The sequence below is a fragment of the Streptomyces sp. NPDC104381 genome (genome assembly GCF_055583745.1).
Map to the genome: position 1 here is coordinate 654,292 of NZ_JBVJNK010000006.1, position 19,482 is coordinate 673,773.

22 protein-coding genes and 1 pseudogene are annotated in these 19,482 nt (G+C 71.8%); 9 read left to right on the forward strand and 14 right to left on the reverse strand.

Translation table 11 applies throughout. From position 1 onward, the window contains the following. Positions 1–129: 129 nt before the first annotated feature. The 3 genes and pseudogenes from ACZ607_RS24155 to ACZ607_RS24165 all read left to right on the forward strand — a co-directional run bounded on the left by ACZ607_RS24155 (position 130) and on the right by ACZ607_RS24165 (position 2,067). A complete protein-coding gene (locus ACZ607_RS24155; protein WP_469737667.1) occupies positions 130–1,407 on the forward strand; it encodes a thymidine phosphorylase in 1,278 nt (425 codons plus the stop codon). A 105-nt stretch (positions 1,408–1,512) separates the two neighbouring features. Further along, positions 1,513–1,701: pseudogene (locus tag ACZ607_RS24160) on the forward strand (Uma2 family endonuclease); the annotation flags it as partial. Positions 1,702–1,722: 21 nt separating this feature from the next. Then, positions 1,723–2,067 carry an STAS domain-containing protein gene (locus ACZ607_RS24165; RefSeq protein ID WP_469737669.1) on the forward strand — a complete coding sequence of 115 codons (345 nt, stop codon included), beginning with the start codon at positions 1,723–1,725 and terminating at the stop codon, positions 2,065–2,067. Positions 2,068–2,074: 7 nt separating this feature from the next. On the opposite strand, the gene ACZ607_RS24170 is transcribed toward ACZ607_RS24165, so the two are convergent. From ACZ607_RS24170 to ACZ607_RS24185, 4 genes are all read right to left on the reverse strand, one after another. Continuing rightward, a complete protein-coding gene (locus ACZ607_RS24170) occupies positions 2,075–2,356 on the reverse strand; it encodes a hypothetical protein (protein WP_469737671.1) in 282 nt (93 codons plus the stop codon). Between the two features lie 17 nt (positions 2,357–2,373). Continuing rightward, complete coding sequence (locus ACZ607_RS24175) at positions 2,374–3,360, reverse strand: sigma-70 family RNA polymerase sigma factor (protein ID WP_469737673.1); 987 nt, start codon at positions 3,358–3,360, stop codon at positions 2,374–2,376. A 97-nt stretch (positions 3,361–3,457) separates the two neighbouring features. Next, positions 3,458–4,174 carry a L,D-transpeptidase family protein gene (locus ACZ607_RS24180; protein WP_469737675.1) on the reverse strand — a complete coding sequence of 239 codons (717 nt, stop codon included), beginning with the start codon at positions 4,172–4,174 and terminating at the stop codon, positions 3,458–3,460. An 89-nt stretch (positions 4,175–4,263) separates the two neighbouring features. Further along, positions 4,264–5,559, reverse strand: a complete 1,296-nt coding sequence (locus tag ACZ607_RS24185; RefSeq protein WP_469737676.1) for an MFS transporter — start codon at positions 5,557–5,559, stop codon at positions 4,264–4,266. A gap of 62 nt (positions 5,560–5,621) precedes the next feature. Here ACZ607_RS24185 and ACZ607_RS24190 point away from each other — a divergent pair, with 62 nt between their 5' ends. After that, positions 5,622–6,575: a LysR family transcriptional regulator gene (locus ACZ607_RS24190; protein WP_356712889.1), complete on the forward strand. Its 954-nt coding sequence runs from the start codon at positions 5,622–5,624 to the stop codon at positions 6,573–6,575. A gap of 21 nt (positions 6,576–6,596) precedes the next feature. Here the strand turns inward: ACZ607_RS24190 and ACZ607_RS24195 are convergent, their stop codons facing one another. Further along, positions 6,597–7,355, reverse strand: a complete 759-nt coding sequence (locus ACZ607_RS24195; RefSeq protein WP_469737678.1) for an alpha/beta hydrolase family protein — start codon at positions 7,353–7,355, stop codon at positions 6,597–6,599. Positions 7,356–7,458: 103 nt separating this feature from the next. Here ACZ607_RS24195 and ACZ607_RS24200 point away from each other — a divergent pair, with 103 nt between their 5' ends. Continuing rightward, positions 7,459–8,613 (forward strand): adenosine deaminase, encoded by a 1,155-nt coding sequence (locus ACZ607_RS24200; protein ID WP_469737680.1) that lies wholly within the window; start codon positions 7,459–7,461, stop codon positions 8,611–8,613. 135 nt (positions 8,614–8,748) lie between these two features. Beyond that, positions 8,749–9,045, forward strand: a complete 297-nt coding sequence (locus tag ACZ607_RS24205) for a hypothetical protein (RefSeq protein WP_469737682.1) — start codon at positions 8,749–8,751, stop codon at positions 9,043–9,045. A 74-nt stretch (positions 9,046–9,119) separates the two neighbouring features. Here the strand turns inward: ACZ607_RS24205 and ACZ607_RS24210 are convergent, their stop codons facing one another. From ACZ607_RS24210 to afsQ1, 5 genes are all read right to left on the reverse strand, one after another. Further along, entirely contained in the window at positions 9,120–9,323 is a 204-nt protein-coding gene (locus tag ACZ607_RS24210) for a PspC domain-containing protein (RefSeq protein ID WP_099173697.1), read from the reverse strand. A gap of 92 nt (positions 9,324–9,415) precedes the next feature. After that, positions 9,416–9,985, reverse strand: a complete 570-nt coding sequence (locus ACZ607_RS24215) for a VanZ family protein (protein ID WP_469737755.1) — start codon at positions 9,983–9,985, stop codon at positions 9,416–9,418. A gap of 95 nt (positions 9,986–10,080) precedes the next feature. Continuing rightward, complete coding sequence (locus ACZ607_RS24220) at positions 10,081–10,728, reverse strand: hypothetical protein (protein WP_469737684.1); 648 nt, start codon at positions 10,726–10,728, stop codon at positions 10,081–10,083. Continuing rightward, positions 10,725–12,260 (reverse strand): ATP-binding protein, encoded by a 1,536-nt coding sequence (locus ACZ607_RS24225; RefSeq protein ID WP_469737686.1) that lies wholly within the window; start codon positions 12,258–12,260, stop codon positions 10,725–10,727. Before ACZ607_RS24225 ends, ACZ607_RS24220 begins: the two co-directional genes overlap by 4 nt. After that, complete coding sequence (afsQ1, locus tag ACZ607_RS24230; protein WP_015578482.1) at positions 12,257–12,934, reverse strand: two-component system response regulator AfsQ1; 678 nt, start codon at positions 12,932–12,934, stop codon at positions 12,257–12,259. The genes ACZ607_RS24225 and afsQ1 overlap by 4 nt, the downstream gene beginning before the upstream one ends. Positions 12,935–13,115: 181 nt before the next feature. Between afsQ1 and ACZ607_RS24235 the strand changes: the two genes are divergently transcribed. Further along, positions 13,116–13,862, forward strand: a complete 747-nt coding sequence (locus ACZ607_RS24235; RefSeq protein WP_469737688.1) for a SigE family RNA polymerase sigma factor — start codon at positions 13,116–13,118, stop codon at positions 13,860–13,862. A gap of 195 nt (positions 13,863–14,057) precedes the next feature. Here the strand turns inward: ACZ607_RS24235 and ACZ607_RS24240 are convergent, their stop codons facing one another. Then, a complete protein-coding gene (locus ACZ607_RS24240) occupies positions 14,058–14,762 on the reverse strand; it encodes a uridine kinase family protein (protein ID WP_469737690.1) in 705 nt (234 codons plus the stop codon). Positions 14,763–14,825: 63 nt separating this feature from the next. Here ACZ607_RS24240 and ACZ607_RS24245 point away from each other — a divergent pair, with 63 nt between their 5' ends. Continuing rightward, positions 14,826–15,251 (forward strand): hypothetical protein, encoded by a 426-nt coding sequence (locus ACZ607_RS24245; RefSeq protein ID WP_469737692.1) that lies wholly within the window; start codon positions 14,826–14,828, stop codon positions 15,249–15,251. Between the two features lie 68 nt (positions 15,252–15,319). Here the strand turns inward: ACZ607_RS24245 and ACZ607_RS24250 are convergent, their stop codons facing one another. The 3 genes from ACZ607_RS24250 to deoC are packed head-to-tail and all read right to left on the reverse strand — an operon-like array spanning position 15,320 to position 18,649. Beyond that, the gene (locus ACZ607_RS24250; protein ID WP_469737694.1) at positions 15,320–16,267 is read right to left on the reverse strand and encodes an aldehyde dehydrogenase family protein; all 948 of its coding nucleotides are present in this window, start codon (positions 16,265–16,267) and stop codon (positions 15,320–15,322) included. Next, positions 16,260–17,696 carry an aldehyde dehydrogenase family protein gene (locus ACZ607_RS24255; protein ID WP_469737695.1) on the reverse strand — a complete coding sequence of 479 codons (1,437 nt, stop codon included), beginning with the start codon at positions 17,694–17,696 and terminating at the stop codon, positions 16,260–16,262. The genes ACZ607_RS24250 and ACZ607_RS24255 overlap by 8 nt, the downstream gene beginning before the upstream one ends. A gap of 5 nt (positions 17,697–17,701) precedes the next feature. Continuing rightward, positions 17,702–18,649 (reverse strand): deoxyribose-phosphate aldolase, encoded by a 948-nt coding sequence (deoC, locus tag ACZ607_RS24260; protein WP_469737757.1) that lies wholly within the window; start codon positions 18,647–18,649, stop codon positions 17,702–17,704. Between the two features lie 125 nt (positions 18,650–18,774). Between deoC and ACZ607_RS24265 the strand changes: the two genes are divergently transcribed. Continuing rightward, complete coding sequence (locus ACZ607_RS24265; protein ID WP_469737697.1) at positions 18,775–19,413, forward strand: PH domain-containing protein; 639 nt, start codon at positions 18,775–18,777, stop codon at positions 19,411–19,413. Positions 19,414–19,482: the final 69 nt, after the last annotated feature.

The window sequence follows — 19,482 nt, forward strand, 5'->3', positions numbered from 1 at the left end:
CCGCTCCGTTCATCCCGGCGGGCCCGACCGGCCCGCCGGGGGAACGCGGCGGCGGAACGTTCCCTCTCTATGCGCGTAGAGTCAACGGGACTCTCTCGCCCACCATCCGGCCGGAAGGACCCCCATCCCATGGACGCCATCTCCGTCATCCGCACCAAGCGGGACCGAGGCGAGCTCAGCCCCGAGCAGATCGACTGGGTCATCGACGCGTACACCCGCGGCGAGGTCGCCGACGAGCAGATGTCCGCCCTGGCCATGGCGATCCTGCTCAACGGCATGAACCGCACCGAGATCGCCCGCTGGACCGCCGCGATGATCGCCTCCGGCGAGCGGATGGACTTCGGCGCGCTCTCCCGCCCCACCACCGACAAGCACTCCACCGGTGGCGTCGGCGACAAGATCACCCTGCCGCTCGCCCCGCTGGTCGCCGCCTGCGGCGCCGCCGTGCCCCAGCTCAGCGGCCGGGGCCTCGGCCACACCGGCGGCACCCTCGACAAGCTGGAGTCCATCCCCGGCTGGCGCGCCCACCTCTCCAACGCCGAGATGCTGGACGTCCTGGACGGCACCGGCGCCGTGATCTGCGCCGCCGGCGACGGGCTCGCTCCCGCCGACAAGAAGCTGTACGCGCTGCGCGACGTCACCGGCACCGTCGAGGCGATCCCGCTGATCGCCAGCTCGATCATGTCCAAGAAGATCGCCGAGGGCACCGGGGCGCTCGTCCTGGACGTCAAGGTCGGCTCCGGCGCCTTCATGAAGACGATCGAGGACGCCCGCGAACTGGCCTCCACCATGGTCGCGCTGGGCACCGACAGCGGCGTACGGACGGTGGCGCTGCTCACCGACATGGCGACCCCGCTCGGCCTGACCGCGGGCAACGCCCTGGAGGTGCGCGAGTCCGTCGAGGTCCTCGCGGGCGGCGGCCCGCAGGACGTCGTCGACCTGACCCTCGCGCTCGCCCGCGAGATGCTCGACGCCGCCGGGCTCAAGGACGCCGACCCGGAGAAGGCCCTGGCCGACGGCTCCGCCATGGACGTGTGGCGCCGCATGATCTCCGCCCAGGGCGGCGACCCGGACGCCGCACTCCCCGTCGCCCGTGAGCAGCACGTGATCAGCGCCCCGTCCTCGGGCGTGCTGACCCGCCTCGACGCGTACGACGTCGGCGTCGCCGCCTGGCGCCTCGGCGCGGGCCGCGCACGCAAGGAGGACCCGGTGCAGGCGGGCGCGGGCGTCGAACTGCACGCCAGGCCGGGCGACACGGTGACCGAGGGCCAGCCGCTGCTGACCCTGCACACGGACACCCCCGAGAAGTTCGAGTACGCCCTGAAGGCACTCCCGGGCTCGTACGACATCGCCCCGGCCGGCACACCCTTCACCGCCACGCCGGTGGTGCGGGAGCGTATCGCCTGAACTGCGGCTTTCCCTTTCGGGTGAACGGGACCGGTGGACCACCACCGGTCCCGTTCGGCATGCTGGACTCGCCCTCGGGTGGCGCACCGATCAGAGGAGACCGCCGCGAAGGCCGGCGTCGAGCTGTTCCTCCTGCTCGACCCGTGGCACACAGGCCGCCCGACCGCGACGCTGTACGGGGAGCCGAGCGACGGCACCTACCGGGTCCTGGAAGCGGTCGAGTACGGCGAGACGCTGACACTGCCGAAGCCGTTCGGGCTGGATCTGGACACGGGGATCCTCCCGGTGAGCTGAGGCACACGCGCACGGGGGCCGATGAGTTTCGGGGTTCCCGGCGGTCTCCCTGGTGTGGATGCCGTGACCCCGTACGCCCTCGTCCTCACCGGCCGGATCACCCGGGCCGATGTGCCGGGCCTCTGCGCCCGGCTGGAGGCGCTGTTGAGCGGCGCCCCTGAGGCCGCCCTGGTGGACTGCGACGTCGGCGGTGTCGTACGCCCCGACCTCGCCCTGGTCGAGGCGGTCGCCAGGCTGGGGCTCGTCGCGCGCCGGGCCGGAGGTGTGGAGCTGCGGCTGCGCAACGTCACCGCCGAACTCGGCGCGCTGCTCGACCTGGTGGGGCTGGCCGAGGTCGTGGGGGGCCTCGGGCCCGCCCCGGAATGACCGAGGCTCAGCGGGCCACGGCGCGGTCACGCACCACGACGGTGGTGCAGTAGACCTGCCTGACATAGCCGTCGGCGTAGGCGTCGGGCACCTTGGCGGCCGACAGCGGATCGCCGCTCTCCGACGGCGCCGTCGTGCACGAGCTGTCCGGCTGCGGCCCCGGGGCGGGGTTGCCGTCCGGGGAAGTGGAGGACGGAGCCGGGCCGGGGCCCGCCGTGGCGGACGGCTCACCCAGCAACAGCGTCGCCGCCCAGCCCCCCGCCACCAGGAGCGCCCACCCGGTCACCACGGATCGCCCGACTCCCCTCACGCGTCCGCGTCCAGATGGTCCGGGAGCCCGAACAGCGGGAACCAGCGCGGGGTGTCCAGGAAGCAGTGCATCCCGGTGATGGCACCGTCCGAGATGTCGATGACCTGCACGGCCCACGGCACGAACCCCGGCCCGTCCGGATCCGGCTTGTAGTGCGCGAAGGCAGGCGTCCCGTTGGCCCGGGTCGCCACCAGCCGGGAACCCGCGCAGCTCGCACCGATGCTGAGCATGAAGCCGGTGATGTCGTCGTGCCCCTGGAGCCAGAGGTCGAACGGCGGCATGGTCATCACGGCGTCCTCATGGAGCAGCGCCGTCAGCGCCGCCATGTCGTATCCCTCGAAGGCCGCCACATAGCGGTCCAGCAGCTTGCGCTGCTCGTCGTCCAGCGGATTCGAGGGGTCCGGTGCCGTGCTCCTCGTCTCGGAGAGGGTCGCCCGGGCGCGCTGCAGAGCGCTGTTCACCGAGGCGACCGAGGTGTCGAGCAGCTCGGCGACCTCGTTGGCCTTCCACGCCAGCACCTCGCGGAGGATCAGCACCACCCGCTGCTTGGGCGGCAGATGCTGGAGCGCGGCGACGAACGCGAGGCGCACCGACTCCCGGGCCACGGCCGCCTCCGCGGGGTCGGCCACCGAGGGCAGGATGCGCCCGTCGGGCATCGGCTCCAGCCAGGTGTTCTCCGGGAGCGGGTTCAGCGCGGCCTGGGCCAGCGGGGTCGGGCCGGTCAGATCCACCGGCCTGGCCCGCTTGTTGCCCGCCTTCAGCATGTCGAGACAGACGTTCGTCGCGATGCGGTACAGCCAGGAGCGCAGGGAGGAACGGCCCTCGAACTTGTCGAAGTTGCGCCAGGCACGCACCAGCGTGTCCTGGACCGCGTCCTCCGCCTCGAAGGCCGAGCCGAGCATCCGGTAGCAGTAACCGGTCAGCTCGACCCGGTGTCCCTCCAGACGGCTGTCGATGTCAGCCGTCGTCGTCTGATCACTCATCGCTCCACCCCTGTTGCGCTGTGACACCGCTCACTCAGCACTGTGGAAGCTACCGCAGGGCACTGACAACCGGGGCGGGAAGCAAGGAAACCGGTGATCAGGTGCCGGGCTTGCGTCCGTAGACGAAGACGTCGTCCCCGTTCCTCAGCAGGTTCCAGTATGACTTCGCGTCCGCCGGGCGCATGTTGACGCAGCCCGCCGACCCCGGGTTGTTGTACATGGACTTGGTGACCGAGTGGAACGCCTGCCCGCCGTCGAAGAACTGGGCGTACGGCATGCGGACGTCGTAGAGCGTCGACCAGTGGTCGATGTTGCGCCAGTAGATCTTCTTCGAGCCGGTCCGCGTCTCCGCGCCGTTACGACCCGTACGCACCGGCACCGGACCGAACTTCAGCTTGGACCCGTCCTGGATCCAGCTCAGCTGCCTGGTCAGGTCCACACAGGCGATGCGGCCCTTGTTCGTGGGGCACTTCTTCGCCTTGTTCGGGTTCTTGCCCGCGGCCTTCTGCGCGGTGATCGTCTTCATCGTGCGCCAGGTGACCGGCCCCGCGTACCCGATGGCCGGGGTGATCCCCTTCGCGGTCTGGAACGAACGGATCGCCTTGCAGTCGGCGGCCGACTGCCTGCCGTCGGCCGTCCGGCCCAGCCACTTCTCCACCTGCTTCTGGTACGGCCCCTTCGCCGCCGTGCACGACGCCGCCTGGGCCGCCGTCCCGGTGCCCAGGACGAGGGCCGGTGCGGCCACCAGACCGGCGACGGACAGGACGGCTCCGCGCCGCACCCCTGCGCCGCGTATCTTCCCCATGCTTCCCATGTACGCCTGCTCCCCTTCGCGTCGTCCGCGGTGTGTGACTCCGCTTGTTGGACGTGCGTCGGGGAGCGGCGGTTGTGCGGGGGCAGGTCTCAGTTCGGCACAGCCGCCCGGAGCCGCTCCGTCCGGGCGGCCCGGCTCCCGAACAGGGTGATCGACAGGACGCCGAGGACCGCGAGGACCCCCAGCACGACCGTGCCCGCCCAGCCCCCCGCGTGGAAGGCGACGGCGCCGAGCGTGCCGCCCGCGCTGGAGCCCAGGTAGTACGCGGACTGGTACAGCGCCGACGCCTGGGCGCGGCCCGAGGTCGCCGTACGGCTCACCGAGGACGAGGCGACCGCGTGCCCGGCGAAGAAGCCGGCCGTGATCAGGACGAGCCCCGCCAGGACGGCCGCCAGCTGGTCGGCCAGGGAGAGCAGCAGTCCCGCCGCGGTCGTGGAGACGGCCAGGTAGAGCGCGCCCCGGCGGCCCAGCCGGGCGACCAGCCGGCCCGCTGCGGCGGAGGAGACCGTGCCGACGAGGTAGACCAGGAAGACCGAGCCGACGATGCCCTGGGGCAGGCCGAAGGGCTCGTCGACGAGCCGGTAGCCGATCACCGTGTAGACCGCGCCGAACACCGTCATGAACAGCGCGCCGATCGCGTACAGCCGGCGCAGCAGCGGGTTGGAGAGGTGACCGGTGACGGTCCTCGCCAGGGCCTTCGGGTTGAGCGAGGCGGGGCTGAAGTGCCGGGCCGTGGGGATCATGAAGTGGAAGACCACCGCGCAGGCCACGGCGAGCAGCCCGATCGCGCCGAGCGCCATCCGCCAGCCCCACAGCTGGGCGACCCAGCCCGCGAGGATGCGGCCGCTCATCCCGCCGATGCTGTTGCCCGCCACGAACAGTCCGATCGCGGCCACCAGGGCCTTGGGCCGCACCTCCTCCGCCAGATACGCCATCGCGGAGGCGGGCAGTCCCGCCAGCGCCGCGCCCTGGACCGCGCGCAGCGCGATCAGCCAGCCGAGCGAGGGCGCGAAGGGCACCAGCAGCCCGATCACCACGGCGACCGCCAGCGAGGCCGTCATCATCTGGCGCCGCCCGAAGCGCTCGGAGAGAGCGCTCAGCGGCAGGACACAGAGGGCCAGGGCGCCCGTCGCCGCGGAGACCGTCCAGCTCGCCTGGCCGGCCGTCGCGCCGAAGGACGCGGAGACGGACGGCAGCAGGGCCTGGGTGGAGTAGAGGAGGGCGAAGGTCGCGATCCCCGCCGCGAAGAGCGCGAAGCTCATCCGGCGGTAGCCGGGACCACCCGGTGCGAGGCGGTCCGGGACGGCCGGGGGGACGGCGGCGGTGGATGACGGAACGGCGGCGTCCAGCACGACGGTGGACGCCCCGGTACTGGCAGGAGGCATACGGCGAACGTAGACCGCGAGGTTTCATGCGTCCAATGCATGAAACCCTCATAATCGTTCCCATGGCGCATCAATACAGCTCACAGCCACGGCTGTCACCGAGCAGTTACGAAGAAGACATCCGGGCGGTCCTCGCGCCCCGCCTCGCGTACTTCGAGGCGGTGGCCCGGCACGAGCACGTCACCCGGGCCGCGCACGAGCTCGGCGTCCCCCAGTCGACCCTGTCGCGGGCCATGGTGCGGCTGGAACAGGACCTGGGTGTCGCCCTGTTCGCGCGCCGGGGCCGCACCGTCTCGCTCACCCCCGCCGGGCGCACCTTCCTGGGCTCCGCCGAACGCGCCCTGGCCGAGGTGGAGAAGGCCGCCGACTCCGTACGCGCCGACGCCGACCCCACGGCGGGCAAGGTCGCCTTCGGCTTCCTGCACACCATGGGGTCCGAGACCGTGCCCGCCCTGATCCGCGCCTTCCGCGCGGACCACCCCCGGGTCCGTTTCCAGCTCGTCCAGAACTACGGCGAGGCGATGATCGAGCGGCTGCGGGCCGGCGGCCTCGACCTCTGCCTCACCTCGCCCGTCCCCGACGCCCCCGACCTCGTCGCCATGCGCCTCGACGAGCAGCGGCTGCGGCTGGTCGTGCCCGACGACCACCGGCTGGCCGGGCGCCGGCGCATCCGCCTCGCGGAGGCCGCCGACGAAACGTTCGTCACCCTGGAACCCGGCTACGGCCTGCGGCGGATCACGGACGACCTCTGCGCGGAGGCGGGCTTCACCCCGCGCGTCGCGTTCGAGGGCGAGGAGGCCGAGACGCTGCGCGGCCTGGTCGCCGCCGGGCTCGGGGTGGCGCTGCTGCCGCCGCCCGCCGTCGCCCGGCCCGGTGTGGTCGAGCTGACGGTCACCGCGCCGCGCGCCGCCCGCGAGATCGGGGTCGCCTGGCTGGACGGCCACCCCGACACCCCGCCGGTGGCCGCCTTCAAGCGCTTCCTGCTGTCCCGCCGGGGGAGCCTGCTGCCGGACTGACCCCGCGGGCGACCGCCCGGTTCAGTGCCGCAGCGACCGCCCGAACCCCGCCGCGAGCGGCATTCGCAGCCCCAGCGGCGGCGGAGCCGCGAACGCGTCGGCGACCGGGCGCGCGTAGGACCGGGCGAACAGGGATCCCCGTACGAAGTCCGAAGCGAGCGCCACCACTTCGGACCGGTGCTGGCGCAGGGCATGCCCGTCCGAGTGGACCTCGAAGCGGCAGGTGTCCCGGTTGGACTTCTTGGCCCGCTCCGCCAGCCGGTAGGAGAGCTCCGGATCGGTCCGGGCGTCGTTCGTGCCGTGCACGATCAGCACCCGGCGCCCCGCCAGGTGCTTCACCGGTTCCGGCTCGGGCTCCGCGCCCTCGGGGAGCCAGGGGGCCATCGCCAGGACGGAGGTGACGGCGGCGTGCCCGGCGCCGCGCAGGGCCGCCCGGCCGCCCATGCCGTGCCCGGCCAGACACACCGGGATGTCGCCGTAGCGGCGTACGACCTCGTCGGCGGCCCAGTGGGCGTCGGCCGCCGGATCCGCGCCGGAGTTCCAGCCCCGGGTGCGGTACCGCACGACGTGCACCGCGAGCCCGTCGTCCTGGCCGGCGCGGGCGAGGGCCCGGGCGAACGGCAGCTGCGCCGCGTACGAAAGGGTGGAGGGACGGCGTCGCGAGTCGGTCTCGCCGTCCGGGAGCAGCAGGACGACGCCGCTGACCTCGGGTGCTGCTCCGGCCGTGAGGACGGCCCGTCCCAGCCTGGCGGCAGGCAGGGGAAGTGCGCGCTGTGCCATGACAGAACAGTGTCAGAAGGGCAGGTGTATTCCACCCGGCTTCGCGGTCACTGTTACGCATCGACGACCAGCGCTCTACGCGCGTAGGCGCTAGAGTGCCCCAATGACGAGCCAGACCCTGAACGTCCCCGGTCCCGACCAGATCCGCCGCGCGCCCAAGGTGCTCCTCCACGACCATCTCGACGGCGGGCTGCGCCCCGGCACCATCGTCGACCTGGCCCTGGAGCAGGGGTACGAGGCACTTCCCGAGACGGAGCCCGACAAGCTCGGCATCTGGTTCCGCGAGGCGGCGGACTCCGGTTCGCTGGAGCGCTACCTGGAGACGTTCGCCCACACCTGCGCCGTCATGCAGACCCGCGACGCGCTGTTCCGGGTGGCCATGGAGTGCGCCGAGGACCTCGCCGAGGACGGTGTCGTCTACGCCGAGGTGCGGTACGCGCCCGAGCAGCACCTCACCGCCGGCCTGACCCTCGAAGAGGTCGTCGAGGCGGTCAACGAGGGCTTCCGCGAGGGCGAGCGCAGGGCCCGCGCCGCCGGCCACCGCATCCGGGTCGGCGCCCTCCTCACCGCGATGCGGCACGCCGCCCGGGCGCTGGAGATCGCCGAACTCGCCAACCGCTACCGCGATCTCGGTGTCGTCGGCTTCGACATCGCGGGCGCGGAGGCGGGCTACCCTCCCACCCGCCACCTGGACGCCTTCGAGTACCTCAAGCGGGAGAACAACCACTTCACCATCCACGCGGGCGAGGCCTTCGGTCTGCCGTCGATCTGGCAGGCCCTGCAGTGGTGCGGCGCGGACCGGCTCGGCCACGGGGTCCGCATCATCGACGACATCGAGATCGCCGACGACGGCGGCGTGACGCTGGGCCGCCTCGCCTCCTACGTGCGCGACAAGCGGATCCCGCTGGAGCTCTGCCCGACCTCCAACCTCCAGACCGGCGCCGCGGCCTCGTACGCGGAGCACCCCATCGGGCTGCTGCGGAAGCTCCACTTCCGTGCCACCGTGAACACGGACAACCGGCTGATGAGCGGGACGAGCATGAGCCGCGAATTCGAGCGACTGGTCGACACATTCGGATACACGCTCGACGACATGCAGTGGTTCACAGTCAATGCGATGAAATCAGCGTTCATTCCTTTCGATGAACGTCTGGCGATGATCAACGACGTCGTGAAGCCCGGTTACGCGGAGCTGAAATCCGAATGGCTCTTCCGCCAGACGGCTGTGACCAGCGGGTCTTCGTCCTTCGCGGGCTGAGTGGGCGAAAAGCGTAACGGCCGGGAGCGTCCTGTTCCCGGCCGTTTTCCGTGTCCCGGCATGTTTGCGGGAGGGGCGAGCCGATGACTACGTTGCAGAGCCGCTCACATCCCCTTCCCCAAGGATGAATTTCACATGAAGCAGTCTGCTGTCAGGACCCTCGGTGTCGCCGCTCTCGGTGCCGCTTTCGCCGCCGCCGGCGCGGGCAGTGCCTCCGCCGTCTCCCTGCCCGTCGACGCCGCCGCGGCCGCCCTGCCCGCCGGTGTCGCGCTCGACTCCGTCACCGACGCCCTGCCCGCCGTGCAGAAGGCGGCCGGCGGCCTCCTCGACCAGCAGCAGCGCGGCAGCAGCGACCTCTCGGCCCCCGGCACCAACCTGCTCGGCGGGCTGCCCGCCGGCGGTCTCACGGGCGTTCTGCCGCTCGGCAACTGATCACCGCACACATCTGTGGGGCGCACACCCGGGCCGGGTGTGCGCCCCACAGTTCTTCCCCGTGGTCCCGACGGTCACCAGGCCGTCGCGGCCGGGCTCTTCTCCGACGGCAGCAGGATCCACAGCGCCAGGTAGAGCAGGAACTGCGGGCCGGGGAGCAGGCAGGAGACCAGGAAGATCACGCGCATCGTCCCTGCGGAAGTGCCGAAGCGCCGTGCCAGCGCTGCGCACACTCCGCCGATCATGCGTCCGTCACGGGGGCGGGCAAGTGCGGCCATGGTGGGCTCCTTCGCGAACCGGTTCGGGGAGCAGCTCCGTCGTGCTCCCGGTACCTCCATAGTGGCTCCGCCGAGGGGGACAAAGCATCGCTCTACGGTGCGATTCCGACCCTGGTAATCGTCGGGGGCGATCCCTGAGGGGCCTCCGCACGCGCCGACCGTGCCCCGATCCGGGACAGGTCACCGGCCCCCGCACGGTTCCCCCGGCGCAGCCGCGACCGAGACAGCGGGACGACCAGCAGATGGGCCAGCGCGACGCCGGACGTGTTCAGCAGCAGCGAGTCGACGTCGACGACCTGGCCGGGCACGCCCGTCTGCGCCAGCTCGATGGTGATCGAGATCAGGGCGCCCGCCGCGACCGTACGGGCCAGCGACGCCCACGGGGAGACCAGCAGCCTGCCCCCGGCCATCGGCAGCAGTATGCCCAGCGGCGCCAGCAGCAGAAGTCCCTCACCGATGCGGCGCGCCGCCTCGGCGGGGCCCAGGGCCAGGTCCGCCCTGATCCCGTCGAACGGCTGGAAGTTCGCGGCCGTCACCCAGGGCACGTCCAGCGGGCGCAGCGTCAGCCAGCAGACGAACAGAAGATGCGCGAGGAGGAGGAATACCCCCGCCGCGCGGAAGCGGATGACGGCCGGGCCGTCCGAACTGTGACGCACGTGCACCAAGACGCCACGACCGGCAGGATCGGTTCCGCGCCGCTCCGGGAAGCCTCTGTGACGAGTGGCACGGCCGCCGGGGCGCCTCCCGGCGGCAAGCCTCAGGACAGTCCTACGGCACCCAGCGTGGGCACCTCGCCCGGCAGGCTCTTCGTCTCCGACGTACACAGATACCCGCGCGGGGCGTAGTTGCCCGGGCCGCCCAGCAGCACCGAACCCCCGGAGCCGAGCGACTCGCTGTCGGCGTACGTGCACACCACCTGGGCCAGCGCCTCCGCCGGCAGGTCGTCCGGCTGCTCGCTGAGGCGCAGCGTGCCCTCCGGGTCGCCCTTGTGGGCGGCGCCGACCCGCAGTGCCGCCGGGACGTCGGTGGAGAAACCGGCGCGCCGCTCGGCGGCGGCCGGGTCGCGCTGCAGCTCACCGAGGAGCTTCTGCGCGATCAGGAGCGGCCCGGACCGCGACTCGTCGAACTCGACCGTGCGCTCCACCGTCACCAGCTGCGACGCGCAGACGAGATAGACCGGTACGGACACACTCCCCGCCGGCGGCGCGGTGGCCTCCGCGGAGGCCGTGCGGCACGGCATCCGGGACGGGGCCGCCCCGGCGTCCACCGGCACCGACGTGCTGCGGATGCCGCAGCCCCCCGCCAGCGCGGCGCAGGCCACGACGGCGGCCAGCGCGGCGACGGCCCGGCCGGGCCGTCGCAGGACCCCGCGCGGAACGCCGTAGGACCGCTCGCTGCGCCTCACGCGGAGTCACCCTTCTCGTTCCGGTCCGGGTCGTCGCCCGGTCCCTGCGCTCCGGTCAGCCGCTCCGCGTCCCTCGGGAGCCGCAGCACGAACACCGCGCCCTGGCCGTCCGGCAGGTTCGAGGCCGTGATGTCACCGCCGTGGATGTGCGCGTTCTCCACCGCGATGGAGAGGCCGAGCCCGCTGCCGTCGGAGCGCGGCCGGGAGGCGCTCGCCTTGTAGAAGCGGTCGAACACGTGGGGCAGGACCTCTTCGGGGATGCCGGGGCCGTGGTCACGTACCTCGATGACCAGGTCGTCCTCGTCGGTCCGTACGGACACCCGCACCGGGGACCCGCCGTGCTTGAGCGCGTTGCCGATCAGGTTCGCCAGGATCACGTCGAGGCGGCGCGGGTCGAGCCGCACCATGATGCCGCGCTCCGCGTCCAGGTCGACCGCGTCCAGCCAGGCGCGGGCGTCGATGCAGGCGGTCACCTGGTCGGCCACGTCGACCGTGTCCAGGACGAGGCGGGCCGTACCGGCGTCGAAGCGGGTGACCTCCATGAGGTTCTCGACCAGGTCGTTCAGCCGCCGGGTCTCGCTCACCACCAGGTGCACGGCCGGGGCGATCATCGGGTCCAGGCTGTCCGCCTCGTCCTCCAGCACCTCGGCGACCGCCGTGATCGCGGTCAGCGGGGTGCGCAGCTCGTGCGACATGTCGGCGACGAACCTACGGCTCGACTCCTCCCGCGCGCTCATGTCCGCGACCTTCTTCTCCAGGGAGCTCGCGGCCTTGTTGAACGTATGGGAGAGATCGGCGAGTTCATCGGTGCCGGAGACCACGAGACGGGTGTCGAGCTTGCCCTCGCCCAGCTTGCGGGCCGCGTCGCCGAGCCGCTGCACCGGCCGCAGCACCGTCGTCGCCGCCGCCTGGGCGAGGAGCGCCGAGCCGACGAGGGCCAGCGCGGTGGCGATGCCCAGGGACCACGCCAGCGAGTTGAGGTCCTCGCGCTCCTGGTCGAGCGACTTCAGCATGTACCCGGCGGGGCCACCGCCGATGATCTTCGTCCCGGCCACCAGGTACGGGGTGCCGCCCACGGTCGTACGCTGCCAGAACAGGTGGTACTCAAAGGTGTTGGCCGACGTCAGCGGCTGCTTCTTGTTCACTTGCCGTTGCAGCGAGGCCGGTACGTCGGCCTTGGTGAAGGCGTCCAGGTCGGAGGAGCCGGTGACGGGCTTGCCCTCGCGGGTGCCGATCAGCAGCACGTGGTAGCCGGGACCGCTGCTGGCCATCTGCTCGGCGGCGTCCTGCAGATCGAGCGCCGTGGGCTGCAACGACAGCGAGGCCGCCTGGGTCTGCATCTGACGGCGGAAGTCCCCCAGGGCCGTGTCCTGCGTACGCGTCAGGACCGCCTCGCGGTTGAGCCAGTACGCGATGCCCGACGCGGACACCGCCGCCACCAGCGCCACCAGCGCGAACACGATCAGCAGCCGCAGCCGCAGGCTGGTCCAGCGAAGACCCGCGAGTATGGAACGCTTCGCGGTATCGCTCACTGAGGCGAGTCCAGCCGGTAACCCACGCCCCGCACCGTACGGATCAGGGTCGGCGACGACGGCACGTCCTCCACCTTCGCCCGCAGCCGCTGCACGCACGCGTCCACCAGACGTGAGTCGCCGAGATAGTCGTGCTCCCACACCAGGCGCAGCAACTGCTGCCGGGACAGCGCCTGTCCGGGCCGGCGGCTCAGCTCCAGCAGGAGCCGCAGCTCGGTCGGCGTGAGCTGCAGATCCTCCCCGTTCTTCGTGACGGTCATCGCCGAACGGTCGATGACGACACTCCCGAACGTCGCCGAGTCCGTGGACTCCCTCTCCCCACGGCGCAGGACCGCGCGGATACGGGCGTCGAGCACCCGGCCCTGCACGGGTTTCACCACGTAGTCGTCCGCGCCGGACTCCAGTCCCACCACGACGTCGATGTCGTCGCTGCGCGCGGTCAGCAGAATGATCGGCAGTTGATCGGTGCGCCGGATCCGCCGGCACACCTCGAAACCGTCGATGCCGGGCAGCATCACATCCAGCACGACCAGGTCAGGCCGCTGCTCCCGGAGCAGCTCCAGGCCGTCCTCTCCCGTCGCCGCGGTGGCCACACGATGGCCCTGGCGTGACAGCGAGAGTTCCAGGGCTGTGCGGATGGCGTCGTCGTCCTCGATCAGCAACAGGAAAGGCACAGGGGCCATTCTGGCCCATGGTGGTGCCACCTTTCGACAGTCCCCCCGACTTGATCCGCCCGTTCCGGCCCCGACATGCCCTGTGACAGCCCTGTGACAGTCGGGGGACAGCGCCATGAAACTGCCCGGGCAAGCTCGTTGGCACACGGAACGAACGGACTCCACCGATGGGGGGCGCCAGATGAACGCACTGCACAGCACCACCTCAAGCGCAGTTGTCACGCGCCTTCACGACGTCGGGCGGAGCCCGGAGAAGTCCGGCGTCGGGGGACGGGGGCGCACACGCGGCGCCGGGCGTCAGCACTCGTCGTACCTGACGATGGTTGACGCGGCCACGGGGGACAACGGGGGAACCGCGTACGGGGAGGGCTCGGGGGAGCGGAAGCCTCTGGACCGGCCGGAGGACGCCGAAGCGGCGTTCACCGCCTACGTCCAGGAGCGCCGTGCCTCCCTGTACGCAACCGCCTACCACCTGACCGGCGACCGGTTCGAGGCCGAGGACCTGCTGCAGAGCGCCCTCTTCTCGACGTACCGGGCGTGGGACAGGATCAGCGACAAGGCGGCCGTCGGCGGATACCTCCGCCGCACCATGACCAACCTGCACATCAGCGCGTGGCGCAGGCGCAAGCTGAACGAATACCCGACCGAGGAGCTGCCGGAGACGGTGGGCGACACGGACGCGATGCGCGGCACGGAGCTGCGGGCGGTGCTCTGGCAGGCGCTCGCACGGCTGCCGGAACTCCAGCGCACGATGCTGGTCCTCCGCTACTACGAGGGCCGCACGGACCCGGAGATCGCGTCGATCCTCGACATCAGTGTCGGCACGGTGAAGTCGAGCATCTGGCGGTCGCTCCGCCGGCTGCGCGAGGACGAGGTCCTCAGCTTCGGCCGTGACGAGGAGGAGTCCTTCGGCGAGCTGGTGGCCTGAGGTCTACGGGGGGACACGGGGATAACGGGGGAACGGGGAAACGGGGGGACACGGGGGAACGGCCGCGGCTTCGGGGGAGGCGGCGGCACGGGGGAGAGCGCAGCGGGGGCGGACAGGCCGGGGGGTCCTGTCCGCCCCCGCCGCGTCATGTGGCGGGTGTTCTCCCGCCGCGCCGTCCGGGCCCGTGCCCGGTCGTCAGTTCGGCACCCGGCTGCGCGGGGCCCGGCAGCGTCCCGCCGCGGCGTCGGCCAGCCGGCCCAGGGCCTCCTGCTTGGCGCAGGGGTACGCGCCCAGCGCGGCCTGGCGGGCCACGATGCGCCGTTCGGCGCGCATCAGGCGCCAGCCCCGGCGCAGCAGGAACGGCACCGACTTACGGCCCTCCCGCAGGTCCCGCACCAGCCGGCGGCGGAACGTCGTCGACGGCCGGCCGCGCAGGCACAGCGCGTCGGCGAGCAGGCCCAGTTCCTGGCAGCGCTCCACGATGTCCGCCGCGAAGATGCCCTCCGCGACGAAGAGCGGCGTGCGCTCGATGTCCAGCGTCTCGCGGCCCGTCCGTGAGCTCGTGGCGATGTCGTACAGGGGAACGGACGTACGCCCCGTGCGGCACAGCTCCGCTATGGCCGCGACCGCGCCGTCCGCGTCCCAGGAGAGGGCCGAGTCCCAGTCGATGTCCGCGCTGCCGGTGACCCGGGGCAGTGTCGGATCGTTCTGCTCCTTGTAGAAGTCGTCCAGGCGTAGCACCGGGAGACCGCTGCGGGCCGCGAGGGACGACTTGCCGGAGCCGGACGGACCGGCGAGCAGCACGACGCGCGTGGGGATCGGTTGGGAACTCACAGAACAGAAGTGTGAGGCATTGACCCGCGTAGGGGATCCCCGGGAGGTCCTGTTGGTATCGAGCATCACACCTCAACTACTCTGCGCGCACGGATGATTACCCGACACGTCCCGATCAGGTGGGAAAACATGGCACGTCATGCACTGTCCAAGCCCCGGAAACGCACCCTGCTGCGTGCCGGTCTGACCCTCACCGCGCTGGGTGCGGCGCTCGGCGCGGGAGGCGCGGCGGCCCAGGCCGCACCGCTGCCCGCCCCGCCCGCCACCGGCTCGGACACCGCCGACAGCACGCTGGGGGCGGTCAACGAGGCGGCGGAGCCCGCGCTGAACAGCGTGCTCGGCTACGGGATCGTGGGCGCGGTCAAGCCCCTCACCGATCTGCAGCTCGACCCGTTGGCGGGGACCGGGGTCGACCCGCTGGACAACGCGGTGGGGACCCAGATCGCCGACTTCAAGCCCGTCACCACGGCGCTGGTCACCGACCCGCTGACCAGTGGCGCCGCGCTCGGTGATCTGCCCGTGATCGGAGAGGTGACCGGTCTGATCACCGGCTGATCCGGCCTGGACACGGGTGTGGGGCCGCCCGGGAGCGGCCCCACACCCGTGCGGGGAGATTCGGTGCCTCAGTACGAGGAGCCCGAGGCCCCCAGGGCGCCCGTCGGGTGCCAGACCGTCTTGGTCTCCAGGAAGGCCGTCAGGCGGCGCGTGCCGGGGTCCGCCGACCAGTCGCCCGTGTCCACAGCCTGTGGATGAGCAGCGCTGTGCGCTTCTCTCCCGGGGTGGTGGTGGGAGGCGGGTGGGCGCACCACGCGCTTCAGGTTGTCGGCCGCCGCGACCTCCAGCTCCTTCGCCAGAGTGGCGTCCGCGCCCGTGAGGTCGAGGGCGTTGACGTCCTGGTGGGAGGCCAGCGGGGCCGCGAGCTCAGCCGTCCGCCCGGACAGGATGTTCACCACACCGCCGGGCAGGTCCGAGGTCGCCAGGACCTCGCCCAGCGAGAGGGCGGGCAGCGGCGCGTCCGCGGAGGCGACGACCACCGCCGTGTTCCCGGTGGCGATCACCGGCGCGACCACCGACACCAGGCCGAGGAACGACGACTCCTGCGGAGCGAGAACGGCGACCACACCGGTCGGTTCCGGGGTGGAGAGGTTGAAGAACGGGCCCGCGACCGGATTCGCCCCGCCCACGACCTGGCCGATCTTGTCCGTCCAGCCCGCGTACCAGACCCAGCGGTCGACCGCCGCGTCGACGACGGCCGCCGCCTTGGACTTCGACAGCCCCTCGGCGTCCGCCACTTCCCGTACGAACTGCTCCCGGCGGCCCTCCAGCATCTCCGCGACGCGGTAGAGGATCTGCCCGCGGTTGTACGCGGTCGCGCCCGACCAGCCGCCGAACGCCTTGCGCGCGGCCACGACCGCGTCCCGCGCGTCCTTGCGGGAGGACTGCGGGGCGTTCGCCAGCCACCTGCCCTTGGAGTCGCTCACCTCGTACACCCGGCCGCTCTCGGAGCGGGGGAACTTGCCCCCGACGTACAGCTTGTAGGTCTTGAAGACGCTCAGTCGCCCGTCAGACATCGAGGTAGGCCTCCAGACCGTGACGGCCGCCCTCGCGGCCGAAGCCCGACTCCTTGTATCCGCCGAACGGCGAGGTCGGGTCGAACTTGTTGAACGTGTTGGCCCAGATGACGCCGGCCCGGAGCTTGTTCGCCACCGCGAGGATGCGGGAGCCCTTCTCCGTCCAGATGCCGGCGGAGAGGCCGTACTGGCTGTTGTTGGCCTTCGCGACGGCCTCGTCCGGCGTACGGAAGGTCAGCACCGACAGCACCGGGCCGAAGATCTCGTCGCGGGCGACGGTGTGCGCCTGGGTGACGCCGGTGAAGAGGGTCGGCGCGAACCAGTAGCCCGACGACGGCAGCTCGCACGGGGCGGACCACCGCTCGGCGCCCTCCGCCTCACCGGTCTCGACGAGCGCGCCGATCCGGGCGAGCTGCTCCGCGGAGTTGATCGCGCCGATGTCGGTGTTCTTGTCCAGCGGATCGCCGAGGCGCAGCGTGGACAGCCGGCGCTTGAGGGCGTGCAGCACCTCGTCGTGCACGGACTCCTGGACGAGCAGCCGGGAGCCGGCGCAGCAGACCTGGCCCTGGTTGAAGAAGATGCCCGTGACGATGCCCTCGACGGCCTGGTCGACCGGCGCGTCGTCGAAGACGATGTTGGCGCCCTTGCCGCCCAGTTCGAGCGTGGCCTTCTTGTCCGTGCCCGCGATCTGCCGGGCGATGGCCTTGCCGACGGCGGTGGAGCCGGTGAAGGCGACCTTGTTCACGTCGGGGTGCTCGACGAGGGCCGAGCCCGCGTCGCCGTACCCCGTCAGGATGTTGACGACGCCCTTGGGCAGGCCCGCCTGGCGGCAGATGTCGGCGAAGAACAGCGCCGACAGCGGAGTGGTCTCGGCCGGCTTCAGGACCACCGTGTTGCCGGTGGCGAGCGCCGGGGCGATCTTCCAGGCCAGCATCAGCAGCGGGAAGTTCCACGGGATGATCTGCCCGGCCACACCCAGCGGGCGGGGGTTCGCGCCGTAGCCGGCGTGGTCCAGCTTGTCGGCCCAGCCGGCGTAGTAGAAGAAGTGCGCGGCGACCAGCGGGAGGTCCGCGTCGCGGGTCTCCCTGATCGGCTTGCCGTTGTCCAGGGTCTCCAGGACGGCCAGCTCGCGCGAGCGCTCCTGGATGATCCGGGCGATCCGGAAGAGGTACTTGGCGCGCTCGGAGCCGGGCAGCGCCGACCACTTCTCGAACGCCCCGCGGGCCGCCTTCACCGCGCGGTCCACGTCCTCGGCGCCGGCCTGCGCGACCTCGGAGAGCACCTCCTCGGTGGACGGGCTGACGGTCTTGAAGACCTTGCCGTCGGCGGCCTCGGTGAACTCGCCGTCGATGAACAGGCCGTACGAGGGGGCGATGTCGACGACGGAGCGGGACTCCGGAGCCGGTGCGTAATCGAATGCGGATGCCATGCGTATCAGTCCACCGTCACGTAATCGGGGCCGGAGTAACGGCCGGTGCTGAGCTTCTGGCGCTGCATCAGCAGGTCGTTCAGGAGGCTGGAGGCGCCGAACCGGAACCAGTGGTTGTCCAGCCAGTCCTCGCCCGCGGTCTCGTTCACCAGGACGAGGAACTTGATCGCGTCCTTGGAGGTGCGGATGCCGCCCGCGGGCTTCACACCGATCTGGACGCCCGTCTGCTCGCGGAAGTCGCGTACGGCCTCCAGCATCAGCAGCGTGTTCGCCGGGGTGGCGTTCGTCCCGACCTTGCCGGTCGACGTCTTGATGAAGTCCGCCCCGGCCAGCATCCCGAGCCAGGAGGCCCGCCGGATGTTGTCGTACGTGGACAGCTCACCGGTCTCGAAGATCACCTTCAGCCGCGCGGAGCCGCACTCGGCCTTCACGGCGACGATCTCCTCGTACACCTTGAGATAGCGGCCCGAGAGGAAGGCGCCGCGGTCGATCACCATGTCGATCTCGTCGGCCCCGGCCGCCACGGCGTCGCGTACGTCCGCGAGCTTGACGTCCAGCGCGGCGCGTCCGGCGGGGAAGGCCGTCGCCACGGACGCCACCTTCACCCCGGAGCCGGCCAGCGCGGCGACGGCGGTGGCCGCCATGTCGGGATAGACGCAGACCGCGGCGGTGCGCGGGGTCGTACGGTCGGTGGGGTCGGGGTTGACGGCCTTGGCGGCGAGGGCCCGGACCTTGCCCGGGGTGTCCGCGCCTTCCAGCGTCGTCAGATCGATCATCGAGATGGCGAGATCGATCGCGTACGCCTTGGCGGTCGTCTTGATCGAACGGGTGCCGAGGGAGGCCGCGCGCGCTTCGAGGCCGACGGTGTCGACGCCGGGCAGTCCGTGCAGGAAGCGGCGCAGCGCACTGTCGGACGCCGTCGCGTCGGCGAATGCGGAGGCAGTGAGGGGCATGGTCACCACATGAGCATATCTACGCGCGTAGCGACCTGTACAGGGGGCTCCCCTTTTCCGCACCCTCCACGGGCCCTGCCGGGCCTCCCCGTGACCCGCCCGGCCGGTCAGGCAGAATCGGAGCCATGACGAGCCCCACACCCCCCGCCGAGCCCGCCCACGCCGACCGGACCTACCGGTCGGGCGCCGGGCTGGTCAGCGGCGCGATGCTGATCCTGCTGGTCGGCTGGATCGGCGGCGACGCGGTGGCCCAGGGCAAGGGATGGGTGCCGTGGCTGGCGCTGGCCGCGCTGCTGACGGTGATCCCGCTGATCGTGGCCTTCACGCTGCGGCCGGCCGTGTTCGCCGACGAGGAGCGGATCCGGATCCGCAATCCGTTCCGCACGATCGTGCTGCCCTGGACGGACGTCTCCACGGTCCGCGCGGCGTACTCCAGCGAGGTCTTCACCCACGGCGGTGCCAAGTACCAGCTGTGGGCGGTCCCCGTCTCGCTGCGCGAGCGCAAGCGGGCCGCGAGGAAGGCCGCCCAGCAGGCGCACGACGACCCGTACGGCCGGACCTCCGTGCACGCCGACGTCCGCGACTCGGCCGTACGCACGGCGGCGGCCGACCAGACGGTGAGCGACCTGCGGGAGCTCGCCGAGGGGGCGACCGCCCGCAAGGAACCGTCCACGGTCACCGCGTCGGTCCGCTGGGCCTACGAGGTGATCGCCCCGGCGGTGGTCGGCGCGGTGCTGCTCGTGGTGCTGCTGGCCATCGGCTGAGGCGGGGCCGGCCTGCCGGCCCCGGAGGCGCGGCGTGTGCCCCGAAGAATGAATGCCACTGGCAGCATC

What these genes read in the sequence shown, in the direction of transcription:
- ACZ607_RS24255 (WP_469737695.1), bottom strand. Translation starts at nt 17,696, where the DNA reads ATGGCATCCGCATTCGATTACGCACCGGCTCCGGAGTCCCGCTCCGTC.
- ACZ607_RS24240 (WP_469737690.1), bottom strand. Translation starts at nt 14,762, where the DNA reads ATGCTCGATACCAACAGGACCTCCCGGGGATCCCCTACGCGGGTCAAT.
- ACZ607_RS24190 (WP_356712889.1), top strand. Translation starts at nt 5,622, where the DNA reads ATGGCGCATCAATACAGCTCACAGCCACGGCTGTCACCGAGCAGTTAC.
- ACZ607_RS24200 (WP_469737680.1), top strand. Translation starts at nt 7,459, where the DNA reads ATGACGAGCCAGACCCTGAACGTCCCCGGTCCCGACCAGATCCGCCGC.
- ACZ607_RS24245 (WP_469737692.1), top strand. Translation starts at nt 14,826, where the DNA reads ATGGCACGTCATGCACTGTCCAAGCCCCGGAAACGCACCCTGCTGCGT.
- ACZ607_RS24165 (WP_469737669.1), top strand. Translation starts at nt 1,723, where the DNA reads ATGAGTTTCGGGGTTCCCGGCGGTCTCCCTGGTGTGGATGCCGTGACC.
- ACZ607_RS24185 (WP_469737676.1), bottom strand. Translation starts at nt 5,559, where the DNA reads ATGCCTCCTGCCAGTACCGGGGCGTCCACCGTCGTGCTGGACGCCGCC.
- ACZ607_RS24210 (WP_099173697.1), bottom strand. Translation starts at nt 9,323, where the DNA reads ATGGCCGCACTTGCCCGCCCCCGTGACGGACGCATGATCGGCGGAGTG.
- ACZ607_RS24175 (WP_469737673.1), bottom strand. Translation starts at nt 3,360, where the DNA reads ATGAGTGATCAGACGACGACGGCTGACATCGACAGCCGTCTGGAGGGA.
- deoC (WP_469737757.1), bottom strand. Translation starts at nt 18,649, where the DNA reads ATGCCCCTCACTGCCTCCGCATTCGCCGACGCGACGGCGTCCGACAGT.
- ACZ607_RS24265 (WP_469737697.1), top strand. Translation starts at nt 18,775, where the DNA reads ATGACGAGCCCCACACCCCCCGCCGAGCCCGCCCACGCCGACCGGACC.
- ACZ607_RS24155 (WP_469737667.1), top strand. Translation starts at nt 130, where the DNA reads ATGGACGCCATCTCCGTCATCCGCACCAAGCGGGACCGAGGCGAGCTC.
- ACZ607_RS24250 (WP_469737694.1), bottom strand. Translation starts at nt 16,267, where the DNA reads ATGTCTGACGGGCGACTGAGCGTCTTCAAGACCTACAAGCTGTACGTC.
- ACZ607_RS24195 (WP_469737678.1), bottom strand. Translation starts at nt 7,355, where the DNA reads ATGGCACAGCGCGCACTTCCCCTGCCTGCCGCCAGGCTGGGACGGGCC.
- ACZ607_RS24235 (WP_469737688.1), top strand. Translation starts at nt 13,116, where the DNA reads ATGAACGCACTGCACAGCACCACCTCAAGCGCAGTTGTCACGCGCCTT.
- ACZ607_RS24180 (WP_469737675.1), bottom strand. Translation starts at nt 4,174, where the DNA reads ATGGGAAGCATGGGGAAGATACGCGGCGCAGGGGTGCGGCGCGGAGCC.
- ACZ607_RS24205 (WP_469737682.1), top strand. Translation starts at nt 8,749, where the DNA reads ATGAAGCAGTCTGCTGTCAGGACCCTCGGTGTCGCCGCTCTCGGTGCC.